Source organism: uncultured Aquincola sp., assembly GCF_964001545.1.
GTDB lineage: Bacteria > Pseudomonadota > Gammaproteobacteria > Burkholderiales > Burkholderiaceae_C > Aquincola.
The window spans coordinates 1-11,597 of record NZ_CAXFDV010000693.1; the positions used below are offsets into that span (position 1 = coordinate 1).

At 69.6% G+C, this 11,597-nt stretch carries 11 protein-coding genes and 1 pseudogene; 11 read left to right on the forward strand and 1 reads right to left on the reverse strand.

Annotated elements, in window-relative coordinates; translation table 11 throughout:
- Positions 1-306: 306 nt before the first annotated feature.
- From paaI to ABNT58_RS24365, 9 genes are all read left to right on the forward strand, one after another.
- Entirely contained in the window at positions 307-777 is a 471-nt protein-coding gene (paaI, locus tag ABNT58_RS24325; protein WP_348755975.1) for a hydroxyphenylacetyl-CoA thioesterase PaaI, read from the forward strand.
- A gap of 62 nt (positions 778-839) precedes the next feature.
- Positions 840-2,153: a phenylacetate--CoA ligase PaaK gene (paaK, locus tag ABNT58_RS24330; RefSeq protein ID WP_348755976.1), complete on the forward strand. Its 1,314-nt coding sequence runs from the start codon at positions 840-842 to the stop codon at positions 2,151-2,153.
- Between the two features lie 3 nt (positions 2,154-2,156).
- Entirely contained in the window at positions 2,157-2,810 is a 654-nt protein-coding gene (locus tag ABNT58_RS24335; RefSeq protein WP_348755977.1) for a TetR/AcrR family transcriptional regulator, read from the forward strand.
- Positions 2,807-3,961 (forward strand): ABC transporter substrate-binding protein, encoded by a 1,155-nt coding sequence (locus ABNT58_RS24340; RefSeq protein ID WP_348755978.1) that lies wholly within the window; start codon positions 2,807-2,809, stop codon positions 3,959-3,961. Before ABNT58_RS24335 ends, ABNT58_RS24340 begins: the two co-directional genes overlap by 4 nt.
- An 8-nt stretch (positions 3,962-3,969) precedes the next feature.
- Positions 3,970-4,998, forward strand: coding sequence for a branched-chain amino acid ABC transporter permease (locus ABNT58_RS24345; protein WP_348755979.1), 1,029 nt, complete (start codon positions 3,970-3,972; stop codon positions 4,996-4,998).
- Positions 4,998-6,842, forward strand: coding sequence for a branched-chain amino acid ABC transporter ATP-binding protein/permease (locus tag ABNT58_RS24350; RefSeq protein WP_348755980.1), 1,845 nt, complete (start codon positions 4,998-5,000; stop codon positions 6,840-6,842). Before ABNT58_RS24345 ends, ABNT58_RS24350 begins: the two co-directional genes overlap by 1 nt.
- Positions 6,839-7,582, forward strand: coding sequence for an ABC transporter ATP-binding protein (locus tag ABNT58_RS24355; RefSeq protein ID WP_348755981.1), 744 nt, complete (start codon positions 6,839-6,841; stop codon positions 7,580-7,582). Before ABNT58_RS24350 ends, ABNT58_RS24355 begins: the two co-directional genes overlap by 4 nt.
- Positions 7,583-7,626: 44 nt before the next feature.
- Positions 7,627-8,748, forward strand: coding sequence for an NAD(P)/FAD-dependent oxidoreductase (locus ABNT58_RS24360; RefSeq protein WP_348755982.1), 1,122 nt, complete (start codon positions 7,627-7,629; stop codon positions 8,746-8,748).
- An 85-nt stretch (positions 8,749-8,833) separates the two neighbouring features.
- Positions 8,834-9,526, forward strand: a complete 693-nt coding sequence (locus ABNT58_RS24365; protein WP_348755983.1) for a DUF6781 family protein — start codon at positions 8,834-8,836, stop codon at positions 9,524-9,526.
- A gap of 104 nt (positions 9,527-9,630) precedes the next feature.
- Here the strand turns inward: ABNT58_RS24365 and ABNT58_RS24370 are convergent, their stop codons facing one another.
- Positions 9,631-9,942 carry a hypothetical protein gene (locus tag ABNT58_RS24370; protein WP_348755984.1) on the reverse strand — a complete coding sequence of 104 codons (312 nt, stop codon included), beginning with the start codon at positions 9,940-9,942 and terminating at the stop codon, positions 9,631-9,633.
- 368 nt (positions 9,943-10,310) lie between these two features.
- Between ABNT58_RS24370 and ABNT58_RS24375 the strand changes: the two genes are divergently transcribed.
- A complete protein-coding gene (locus ABNT58_RS24375) occupies positions 10,311-11,288 on the forward strand; it encodes a glycosyltransferase family 2 protein (protein WP_348755985.1) in 978 nt (325 codons plus the stop codon).
- A pseudogene (locus tag ABNT58_RS24380) lies at positions 11,285-11,597 on the forward strand (glycosyltransferase family 39 protein); the annotation flags it as partial. The gene ABNT58_RS24375 and the pseudogene ABNT58_RS24380, both read left to right, overlap by 4 nt.

Genomic DNA, 11,597 nt, shown 5'->3' on the forward strand with positions numbered 1-11,597 from the left:
AGGCGGCCGCGCGCGCGCCAGGGCAGCTCGGGGTGGTCTTCATCGGCATCGACATCGGCAATGGCGGGCGGGGGCAGCGCCTCGGCCACGTCGGCCAGCGTGCTTGCATCCATGGCATGCGTCTTCAAGCAGGTTCTCCTCACAGGCGTCGCAGCGCCGCAGTGTCGCGGCAGGGGGGCGAGATTGCGTCATGCATATGACGGACCGTGGCCCGCCGCCTCGGGTTTGTCCGCAGGGAATCGGGCTTCCGTGCGGCACCACCCCTCCCTAAAATTCACCGACCGGTCGGTATATCAATTCAAGCCCATGGCCCCAGCAACTACGTTCCCTTCATCGTCGGCCGCCGAGCGCAACGCGCAACAGACGGCCGAATTCGTGCGTGACGGGATGCTGCGCAACGACCGGGCCTCTCGTGCGCTGGGCATGGAGGTTACCGCGATCGGCCCGGGCACCGCCACGGTCACGATGACGGTGCGCGACGACATGTTGAACGGCCACGACATCTGCCATGGCGGGCTGATGACCACGCTGTGCGATTCAGCCTTTGCTTTCGCCTGCAACGCCTACAACGAACTCACGGTGGCCTCGGGCTTTGCCATCGACATCGTGGCACCGGCGCGCCTGGGCGACGTGCTCACCGCCCGCTGCACCGAACAGGCCAAGGCCGGCCGCACCGGCGTGTACGACGTGGAGTTGAGCAACCAGCGCGGCGAGCGTCTGGCCCTGTTCCGTGGCCGCTCGTACACCGTGCGCGGCAAGCCGGCCGTGGCCGGCTGAGGCCCGTCTTCCCGTTTCTTTGCGCACAGTCGGCCGCCGCGGCGCGGCCCAGGAGTTCAAGCATGCCCGTGATGAAGCCCGCCCCCGGTGACCTGGAGCCGATCGAAACCGCCAGCGCCGACGAACTGCAGTCGCTGCAAGTGCAGCGGCTGAAGGCCACGCTGCAGCATGCCTACGACCATGTGCCGCACTACAAGGCGGCTTTCGATGCCAAGGGTGTGCACCCGTCCGACTGCCGCACGCTGGCCGACCTGGCCAAGTTCCCCTTCACCACCAAGAAGGACCTGCGCGACCACTACCCCTTCGGCATGTTCGCGGTGCCGCGTGAGCAGGTGGTGCGGGTGCATGCCTCGTCCGGCACCACGGGCAAACCCACCGTGGTGGGCTACACCCAGCGCGACATCGACACCTGGGCCGACCTGGTGGCCCGCAGCATCCGCGCGGCCGGTGGCCGGGCTGGCGACATGGTGCACATCGCCTATGGCTACGGCCTGTTCACCGGCGGGCTGGGCGCGCATTACGGTGCCGAGCGGCTCGGTTGCACCGTGGTGCCGATGAGCGGTGGCCAGACCGAGAAGCAGGTGCAGCTGATCACCGACTTCCAACCCGACATCATCATGGTCACGCCCAGCTACATGCAGGTGATCGTGGAAGAGATGAAGCGCCAGGGCCTGGACCCGGCGGCCAGCTCGCTGAAGGTGGGCATCTTCGGTGCCGAGCCCTGGACCGAAGCGATGCGCCGCGACATCGAGACCAGCGCCGGCCTGGCGGCGGTGGACATCTACGGCCTGTCCGAAGTCATGGGCCCCGGCGTGGCCAGCGAATGCGTGGAAACGCAGGACGGCCCGGTGATCTGGGAAGACCACTTCTACCCCGAGATCATCGACCCGGAGACCGGCGAAGTGCTGCCCGACGGCAGCGAGGGCGAGCTGGTGTTCACTACCCTCAGCAAGGAAGCGCTGCCCGTCATCCGCTACCGCACCCGCGACCTGACGCGGCTGCTGCCGCCTACCGCGCGCAGCATGCGCCGCATGGGCAAGATCGTCGGCCGCAGCGACGACATGCTGATCATCCGCGGCGTCAACCTGTTCCCCACCCAGGTGGAAGAACTGGTGCTGGCCCATGGCCAGCTGGGCGGCCAGTACCAGCTGGTGATCACCCGCGAAGGCACGCTCGACGAAGTGGAAGTGCGCTGCGAGATGCTGCCCGAGGCCGATGCCTCGGAGGCCAACTGCCAGACCGTGGCCCGCCAGCTGCAGCAGCGCATCAAGACGCTGATCGGCGTCAGCACCCGTGTCAACGTCGGGCTGCCGGGCAGCATCGAACGCACGCTGGTGGGCAAGGCCCGCCGCGTGATCGACCGCCGCGCGCGCTGACCGATGGCCCGCACCCGAGCCGCCACCTACGACGACCAGCGCGAGCACATCCTGGCGCAGGCGGCGGCCTTGTTCGCGCACCAGGGCTACCCGGGCACCAGCATGAACCAGGTGGCTGCGGCCTGCGGCGTGTCCAAGGCCACGCTGTACCACTACATGCGCGACAAGTCCGAGCTGCTGGCGCAGATCGCGCAGGGCCACGTCGGCCGGCTGGAGGCGCTGGTGGCCGAGGTGGGCGCGATGGCGCTGCCGGCCGAGCAGCGGCTGCGCCTGCTGATCAGCCGCTTCGTGCAGGAGTACGCCAGCGCCCAGAACCAGCACCGGGTGCTGACCGAGGACGTGAAGTTCCTCGACCCCGAGGCGCACCAGCAGGTGCTGGACGGCCAGCGCCGCGTGGTGCAGGCCTTTGCCCGCACGCTGGTGGAGGTGCGGCCGGCCCTGGCCCAACAGCAGCTGGACAAGCCGCTGACCATGCTGCTGTTCGGCATGATCAACTGGATGTTCACCTGGCTCAAGCCCGACGGCGTGCTCAACCACGAGGCCATGGCCCCGCTGGTGGCCGACCTGTTCTTCGGTGGCCTGCATGCGGTCCATGCACCGCAGCCAGCGCCACGTGTTCCGCGTTCCACCATCCATCCCAAGGAGACAGCACGATGAAGTATTTCAAGCACACGCTCGTGGCCGGCGCGCTGGCCCTGGCCGGCCTGGCCGCGCAGGCCGACATCACCGTCGGCGTCACCGTCTCGGCCACCGGGCCGGCCGCTTCGCTGGGCATCCCCGAGAAGAACACCATCGAGCTGATGCCCAAGCAGATCGGCAACCAGAAGGTGACCTACATCGTGCTGGACGATGCCTCGGACACCACCACCGCCGTGACCAATGCGCGCAAGCTGATCACCGAGCACAAGGTGGACGTGCTGCTGGGCTCCACCGTCACGCCCAACTCGCTGGCGATGATCGACGTGGCCGCCGAGAGCAGCACGCCGATGATCTCGATGGCGGCCTCGGCCCGCATCGTCGAGCCGCTGAGCGACCCCAAGCGCAAGTGGGTGTTCAAGACCCCGCAGAACGACATCATGATGGCCGTGGCCATCGCCCAGCACATGGCGGCCAACGGCGTGAAGTCGGTCGGCTTCATCGGCTTTGCCGATGCCTACGGCGAAGGCTGGTTGCAGGAGTTCCAGAAGGCCGCGGGCATCAAGCAGCTGAACCTGGTGGCCACCGAGCGCTACAACCGCAGCGACACCTCGGTCACCGGCCAGGTGCTCAAGCTGGTGTCGGCGCGTCCTGACGCCATCCTGATCGCCGGCTCGGGCACGCCCGCCGCGCTGCCGCAGAAGGCACTGAAGGAGCGCGGCTTCGCCGGCAAGATCTACCAGACCCATGGCGTGGCCAACAACGACTTCCTGCGCGTGGGCGGCAAGGACGTGGAAGGCACGCTGCTGCCCGCCGGCCCGATGCTGGTGGCTTCGCAGCTGCCGGCCGGCCACCCGGTCAAGAAGAGCGCCACCGACTACGTCACCGCCTACGAGGCCAAGTTCGGCAAGGGCTCGGTGTCCACCTTCGGCGGCCACGCCTGGGACGCCGGCCTGCTGATGCAGGCCGCCGCCACCGAGGCGCTGAAGAAGGCCCAACCCGGCACGCCGGCCTTCCGCGCCGCGCTGCGCGACGCGCTGGAACAGGTGAAGGACCTGCCCGGCGCCCACGGCGTGTTCAACATGTCGCCCACCGACCATGCGGGCCTGGACCAGCGTGGCCGTGTGATGGTCACGATCAGCAACGGCACGTGGAAGTTCTTGAGCGAGTGATCTGACCCATGGACTTCCAGATTGCCCTGATGCTGGGCCAGGACGGCATCGTCAACGGTGCCATCTACGGGTTGTTGGCCTTGACGCTGGTGCTCGTGTTTTCGGTCACCCGCGTGATCTTCATCCCTCAGGGCGAGCTGGTGGCCTTTGGTGCGCTGTCGATGGCCGCGCTGCAGCTGGGCAAGACACCGCCCACGCTGTGGCTGGGCGTCGGCCTGGGGCTGGCGATGCTGGCCATGGAAGGCTGGCGCGCCGCCCGCGGCCGGCCGGTGGAGTGGGGCAGCACGCTGCTGTGGGCGGTGGTGCTGCCCGGCATCGCCGCGGTGTGGTCGCTGCTGGCCCGGCCCACGGGCCTGGCTGCGCAAACCGTGCTCACGCTGCTCATCGTCACGCCGCTGGGCCCCTTGCTGTACCGCACCGCCTACCGGCCGCTGGCCAATGCCACGGTGCTGATGCTGCTCATCGTCTCGGTGGCGCTGCACGGTGTGCTGGTGGGCCTGGGCCTGCTGTTCTTCGGCGCTGAAGGTTCACGCACGCCGGCCTTCTCCGAGCTGCGCTTGGACCTCGGCGGCATTCCGCTCACCGGCCAGTCGCTGGTGGTGGTGGGCGTGGCCGCGCTGCTGATGCTGGGCATGTACCTGTTCTTCGAGCGCAGCATCGTCGGCAAGGCGCTGCGTGCCACCGCCATCAATCGCACCGGCGCGCGGCTGATGGGCATTCCCACCGAGCTGGCGGGCGACTTCAGCTTCGCGCTGGCGGCGCTCATCGGCGCCATCTCGGGCCTGCTCATCGCGCCGATCACCACCGTGTACTACGACACCGGCTTCTTGATCGGCCTCAAGGGCTTCGTGGCCGCCATCATCGGCGCGCTGGCCAGCTATCCGCTGGCGGTGGTGGGGGCACTGCTGGTGGGCTTGCTGGAGGCCTTCTCGTCGTTCTGGGCGAGTGCTTTCAAGGAGGTCATCGTCTTCACGCTGATCATTCCGGTGCTGTGGTGGCGTTCGCTGCGCACGCGCCATGTCGAGGAGGACGAGTGATGCGTCGCCTGTTGCCGCTCGTGTTCGTGGGGCTGCTGGCGCTGGGGCTGGCACTGCTGCCCGAGTTCCAGGTCACCCTGGTCAACAACATCGGCCTCTATGCACTGGTGGCCATCGGCCTGGTGATGATGACCGGTGTGGCCGGCATGACCTCCTTTGGCCAGGCTGCCTTCGTGGGCCTGGCGGCTTATGCCACCGGCTGGCTGGGCACGGCCGGCGCGCAGCTGCTGGGCCTGGCCGGCTCGCCGCTGCTGCCCTGGCTGGGCCTGCTGCTGGGCCTGGCCGTGGCCGGCGGCGTGGCCTGGGTGCTGGGCGCGGTCACGCTGCGCCTGTCGGGCCACTACCTGCCGCTGGGCACCATCGCCTGGGGCCTGAGCCTGTACTTCCTGTTCGGCAACCTCGAGTTCCTGGGCGGCCACACCGGCATGGGCGGCATCCCGCCGATCGAGCTGGGCTCGCTGTCGCTGGTCACGCCCCGCCCGCTGGGCGTGCTCATCTGGGCCGTGGTGCTGCTGGCGCTGTGGGCGCTGTCCAACCTGCTGGACAGCCGTGAGGGCCGCGCCATCCGCTCGCTCAAGAGCGGCCGGGTGATGGCCGAGTCGATGGGCATCGACACCGGCCGCTACCGCCTGCAGGTGTTCGTGCTGGCGGCGCTGCTGGCGGCGCTGTCGGGCTGGCTGTATGCGCACCAGCAGCGCTTCATCAATCCCACGCCGTTCAACCTCCACATCGGCATCGAGTACCTGTTCATGGCCGTGGTCGGCGGCGCCGGCCACCTGTGGGGCGCGGTGCTGGGCGCGGCCCTCATCACGCTGATGAAGGAACAGCTGCAGGACTGGCTGCCCCGCCTGCTGGGCGCCAGCGGCCAGTTCGAGGTGGTGGTGTTCGGCCTGCTGATGCTGCTGGTGCTGCAGCGTTATGCCGACGGCCTGTGGCCCACGCTGTCGTCGCTCGCGGCGCGGCTGCTGCCAGGTTTGAAGGCGCAACCGGCCGCGGTCACCGGCCCAGATGCCGCGGCGCTGCCGCAGCCCGCGTTGCCGCCGCGCGGCACGACGCTGCTGGCCGCGCGTGAAGTCACCAAGCGCTTCGGCGGGCTGGTGGCCAACCACAAGGTGGCGCTGGACGTGCGCGCGGGCGAGGTGCATGCGCTCATCGGCCCCAACGGCGCGGGCAAGAGCACCTTCTTCAACATGATCTCGGGCGTGGACGATCCCACCGAAGGCGAGGTGCGGCTGATGGACATGCCGATGGTGGGCCAGCCTTCGCGCGCCTTCGCCGCCCGTGGCATGGGCCGCACCTTCCAGCATGTGCGCCTGCTGAAGGAACGCAGCGTGCTGGACAACGTGGCCCTGGGCGCCCACCGCCGGGGCCGCAAGGGCTGGTTCGCGGCCATGCTGCGGCTGGACCGCGCCGAAGAAGCCGCGCTGCTGGCCGAGGCGCGCCGCCAGATCGAGCGTTGCGGCCTGGGCGCCTACATGAACGACGCCGCCGGCTCGCTGCCGCTGGGCGCGCAGCGCATCGTCGAGATCGCCCGCGCGCTGGCCGGCGCGCCCTGCGTGCTGCTGCTGGACGAGCCCGCCGCCGGGCTGCGCCACAAGGAAAAGCACCAGCTGGCCGAACTGCTGTCGCAGCTGCGGCAGGAAGGGCTGTGCATCCTGATCGTCGAACATGACATGGAGTTCGTGATGAACCTGGCCGACCGCATCACCGTGCTCGACTTCGGGCAGGTGATCTCCCATGGCACGCCCGCGCAGGTGCAGCGCGACCCCAAGGTGCTGGAGGCCTACCTGGGCGGCGCCGACGACCTGGCCGGCGCTGCGCTGGCCGAGAAGGCGGCGGCATGAGCGAACCCTTGCTGAAACTGCGCGACTTCTGCGTCTCCTACGGCCCCGTGGAGGCGCTGCACCAGGTCAACCTGGACGTGCGCGAAGGCGAGATCGTCACCGTCATCGGCCCCAACGGCGCGGGCAAGACCACGCTGCTCAGCGCGGCCATGGGCCTGCTGCCTTCGCAAGGGCAGCTGCAGTTCAACGGCCAGCCCATCCAGCGCCCCACGGTGGAAGCCATGGTGGCCCGCGGCGTGGGCCTGGTGCCCGAAAAGCGCGAGCTGTTCGGCGAGATGAGCGTGGAAGACAACCTGCTGCTGGGTGGCTTTGCCCAGTGGCGCCGCGGCCAGCGCGACCAGGCCGCACGCATGCAGGAGGTGTTCGAGATCTTCCCGCGGCTGAAGGAACGCCGCGCCCAGCTGGCGGCCACGCTGTCGGGCGGTGAGCGGCAGATGCTGGCCATCGGCCGCGCGCTGATGGCCCGGCCCAAGCTGCTGATGCTGGACGAGCCTTCGCTGGGCCTGGCGCCGCTGATCGTGCGCGAGGTGCTGCTGGTGGTGGCGCGGCTGCGCACCCTGGGCGTCTCGGTGCTGCTGGTGGAGCAGAACGCCCGCGCCGCGCTGCAGGTGGCCGATCGTGCCTATGTGCTGGAGATGGGCGCCGTGGCCATCGAAGGCGAGGCCCGCACGCTGGCCCACGACCCGCGCATCGTCGAGGCCTACCTGGGCCTGGGCGGTGCGGCTCGCGCCGCAGCCTGACTCACAGTGGGCTGGCTATTGCCGGCTTGCCCGATGATGTGGCGATGAATGACATCGAACAGGTAGGCGCCGTGGTCATCGGCGCCGGCGTGGTGGGCCTGGCGGCCGCGCGCGCACTGGCCCGCGCGGGGCATGAAGTAGTGGTGCTGGAAGCACTGGACGCCATCGGCACCGTCACCAGCGCCCGCAACAGCGAAGTGATCCATGCCGGGCTGTACTACCCGCCGGGCTCGCTCAAGGCGCAGTGGTGTGTGCAAGGGCGCGAGCGGCTCTACGCCTACTGTGCCGAGCGTGGCATTGCCCACCGCCGCTGCGGCAAGCTGGTGGTGGCCACCCAGCCCGGGCAGGAAGACTACCTGCACAAGCTGCTGAGCCAGGCCCAGGCCAATGGCGTGGACGATGCCGTGCTGGTCAGCGGCGCGGCCGCCCGCGCGATGGAGCCGGCGCTGCAGGCCACGGCCGCCTTGCATTCACCGTCCACCGGCATCGTCGACAGCCATGGCTTGATGCTGGCCCTGCGCGGCGAGGCCGAGGACCATGGCGCGATGCTGGCCTTCCACAGCCCGGTGCTCGCTGGCCGCATCACGCCGCAAGGCATCGAGCTGGACGTGGGCGGCGAGCAGCCGATGCGCTTGCGGGCCCGTGTGGTGGTCAACAGCGCCGGCCTGGCCGCACCTGCGGTGGCCGCGCGCATCGAGGGGCTGGACCCGGCTCGGTTGCCGCCGGCCCATTACTGCAAGGGCAGCTACTTCTCGCTGGCCGGCGCGGCGCCGTTCTCGCGCCTGATCTACCCGGTGCCCGAAGCCGCCGGCCTGGGCGTGCACCTGACGCTGGACCTGGGCGGACAGGCCCGCTTCGGCCCCGACACCGAATGGCTGCCCGACGATGCGCCGATCGACTACCGCGTCGACCCCCGCCGCAGCGACGGCTTTTATGCCGAGATCCGCCGCTACTGGCCGGCCCTGCCCGACGGCGCGCTGCAGCCGGCCTACAGCGGCGTGCGGCCCAAGATCCAGGCTGCTGGCGAGCCGGCCCACGACTTCATGCTGCAGGGCCCGGCGCAGCATGGCGTGCCGGGGCTGGTGAACCTCTTCGGCATCGAATCGCCGGGGCTCACCTCGGCGGTGGTGATCGGCGAGGCGGTGCAACAAGCGGTGGCCGATTGAAGGGTTTTCGCTGAGGCTGGCCCATGCGGGGCCGGCATAACGTGGGGGCGTACCGATCCCCACCTCAGCCGCAGGAGACAAACACATGGCCAAGATGCCGTTCGACCAGGAAGCCCTGATCCAGACCCTTGCCGATGCCGGCGCCCAGCAGGGCGAGCAGGCCCGCAAGGCGGTGTACGACGCCACGCTCAAGGCCTTGCAGGGCCGTGAACTCACGCTGCAGAACATCCGCGCCACGCTCAAGGGCGTTGCCCAGGCGGTCAGTGCCGGCGCTGCCCGCAATGCCATGCCCGAGGTGGACGTGGAGCAGCTGCTGTCGCAGGCTGTCAGCGGCATGGACGATGCGCTGCTCAAGGCCGTGGACGCCAACCGCGTGGCCATGCAGCAGTTCATCGACCAGGGCGTCTCGCTGCAGGACAGCAGCATGAAAAAGGCCGTCGAGACGCTGGAGAAGCTCGAGGACACGATGTTCAAGGCCATCGCCAAGTCGGTGGACGGCGCCAGCGAGCAGATGGCCGCGCCCTGGGCGCAGGTGCTGGGCAAGCTGCAGGCGGGCGGCACCCACACCGGCACGCAGGCGGCGCAAACGCTGCAGGGCCTGACCGAGCAGATGCAGACCGCGATGCGCGACAGCCGCGCCGCCAGCGTCAAGGCCGCGCAGGCCTTTGCGCAGAACTATGCGGCCATGGTCAGCGGCGTGCTGATCGGCATGTCGGATGCGCTGAAGCAAAGCGCTGCCGCGGCACCGGCCGCAGCCAAGAAGACGCGGGCACGCTGAGCCAGGCCAGAACCGACAACAACAGGCCCGGAAACGACGACGCCGCCGGCGCTGGGGCGCGGGCGGCGTCGGTCGGCTGCAGGCGGCGCAAGCGCCGCGGGCGGTCAGCCGTTGTTGTTGCCGGTCTCGGGCGTGGTGGTGTCGGCCGGCGTGGCTGCCGGCGCGGCGGTGGTGGCCGCGGCGTTGGGGGCGATGCCCGCCTCGGCTTCCTTGCACGAAGGCGCGCAGACGAACTGGGTCTTGCCGAGGAAGCGGCGCGACTTCAGCGAAGAGCGGGTGCGGTGCTTGCCGCACAGGAAACACGACATCGTGGCCGCGCTGAAAACGCCGGTGGAGGCGAACGGCGAGCCCGATGCCTTGCTGCGATAACGCAGCCCGTTGGCGTCGATGGTGGTCTTAACTGCGTCTTTGGCCATGTGCTTGTAAGGGGGCGAGGAGGAACGGGGGGCCGGATCAGAGCCGTGAGGCCGAAGCGGGCGATTTCCAGGGCACCGCGGGTGACAAGAGGTGGCGGCTGGCGGACTGACTGACAAGAAATCACCGGCCGGGCCGGCAAGTCCTTTGGGAGTTGCAATTATGCCACGCGTGCTGATGACCCGCTGGCGACCGTCGCGGCGGGCTTAAGCCAGGCCTAAGCTGCCCTGCGCACACTGTCCGGCTGGATCAGCTCGCCCCGGAGGAGGCCACCATGGAGCCTCTGCTGCACGTTCTCACCGCCCCCGGCCTGGATGCGTCGGCGGCCCCCGCCCGACCGGGCAACCCGCCCGTCGCCCCGGCCGAACGCATGGCGCCGCAACTGGGCCGATCACGTCCCGCGGTGCCTTCGGTGTCCTGCGTGGTGCCCTGCCACAACGAGGCCGAGAACCTGGCCGAGCTGCTGCCCCGCCTGATGGCCGCGCTGGGCCAGCTGTCGCCGCAATGGGAGATCGTGCTGGTGGACGATGGCAGCAGCGACGGCACCGCCGACCGCGCCGCTTCGTGGACGCTGGCCGGCCCGGTGCGGCTGGTGCAGCTGTCGCGCAACTTTGGCAAGGAAGCAGCGCTGACCGCCGGCATGCAGGCCGCGGGCGGCGACATCGTCATCGCGATGGACGCCGACCTGCAGCACCCGGTGGCGATGCTGGAGACCTTCATGCGCCACTGGCGCGCCGGCGCCGACGTGGTGTATGCGGTGCGCCAGGGCCGCGACGACGAAACCTGGTTCAAGCGCCTGGGCGTGCGCGGCTTTTATGCGCTGATGAACGGCGCCAGCCGCTTCCAGGTGCCTGAAGGCGCGGGCGATTTCCGGCTGATGGACCGCGCCGTGGTGGACGCGCTGCTGGCGCTGCCCGAGCGCAAGCGCTTCCTCAAGGGGCTGTACGCCTGGGTGGGCTTCGAGGCGGTGGCCGTGCCCTACACGCCCGATGCACGCGCCCATGGCCGCAGCCACTTCAGCGCGCTGCGGCTGGCAGCGCTGGCGATGGATGGGCTCACCTCCTTCACCACCTGGCCGCTGCGGGCCGTGAGCCTGGCCGGCATGCTGCTGGCGTTGGCCGCCTTTGCCTATGGTGCGTTTCTCACCGGCAGCTACTTCGTCTATGGCCACCGGGTGAGCGGCTGGACCACCATCGTCGTGAGCCTGATGCTGTTCGCCGGCATCCAGCTGGTGTCGCTGGGCGTGGTGGGCGAGTACGTCGGCCGCGTGTACGAAGAAGTCAAGGCGCGGCCGCTGTACGTGGTCAAGCGCCGCCTGGGTCGCGGCCTGGAAGGCGACCCCCGATGACCACTGCCCACAAACCGCTGCCCTCGGCCGGCGTGCGCGGCGCCGGCGCCGAGGTGGCCCTGGTGGCGGTGCTCACCTTCGCATGGCTGGTGGCCACCGCATGGTGCCGGCCGCTGATGCTGCCTGACGAGGGCCGCTACGTGGGCGTGGCCTGGGAAATGATGCGCTCGGGCGACTGGCTCACGCCCATGCTCAACGGCATGCCGTTCTTCCACAAGCCGCCGCTGTTCTATTGGGTGACTGCGGGCGCCATGTCGCTGCTGGGCCCGGGCGCCTGGTCGGCGCGCACGGCCTCGGTGCTGGGCGCCA

Excerpts from the sequence above, each read along its gene's own strand:
- ABNT58_RS24340 (WP_348755978.1), top strand. The coding sequence starts at position 2,807 with ATGAAGTATTTCAAGCACACGCTCGTGGCCGGCGCGCTGGCCCTGGCC.
- ABNT58_RS24335 (WP_348755977.1), top strand. The coding sequence starts at position 2,157 with ATGGCCCGCACCCGAGCCGCCACCTACGACGACCAGCGCGAGCACATC.
- paaI (WP_348755975.1), top strand. The coding sequence starts at position 307 with ATGGCCCCAGCAACTACGTTCCCTTCATCGTCGGCCGCCGAGCGCAAC.
- ABNT58_RS24370 (WP_348755984.1), bottom strand. The coding sequence starts at position 9,942 with ATGGCCAAAGACGCAGTTAAGACCACCATCGACGCCAACGGGCTGCGT.
- ABNT58_RS24350 (WP_348755980.1), top strand. The coding sequence starts at position 4,998 with ATGCGTCGCCTGTTGCCGCTCGTGTTCGTGGGGCTGCTGGCGCTGGGG.
- ABNT58_RS24365 (WP_348755983.1), top strand. The coding sequence starts at position 8,834 with ATGGCCAAGATGCCGTTCGACCAGGAAGCCCTGATCCAGACCCTTGCC.
- ABNT58_RS24345 (WP_348755979.1), top strand. The coding sequence starts at position 3,970 with ATGGACTTCCAGATTGCCCTGATGCTGGGCCAGGACGGCATCGTCAAC.
- ABNT58_RS24360 (WP_348755982.1), top strand. The coding sequence starts at position 7,627 with ATGAATGACATCGAACAGGTAGGCGCCGTGGTCATCGGCGCCGGCGTG.
- paaK (WP_348755976.1), top strand. The coding sequence starts at position 840 with ATGCCCGTGATGAAGCCCGCCCCCGGTGACCTGGAGCCGATCGAAACC.
- ABNT58_RS24375 (WP_348755985.1), top strand. The coding sequence starts at position 10,311 with ATGGCGCCGCAACTGGGCCGATCACGTCCCGCGGTGCCTTCGGTGTCC.
- ABNT58_RS24355 (WP_348755981.1), top strand. The coding sequence starts at position 6,839 with ATGAGCGAACCCTTGCTGAAACTGCGCGACTTCTGCGTCTCCTACGGC.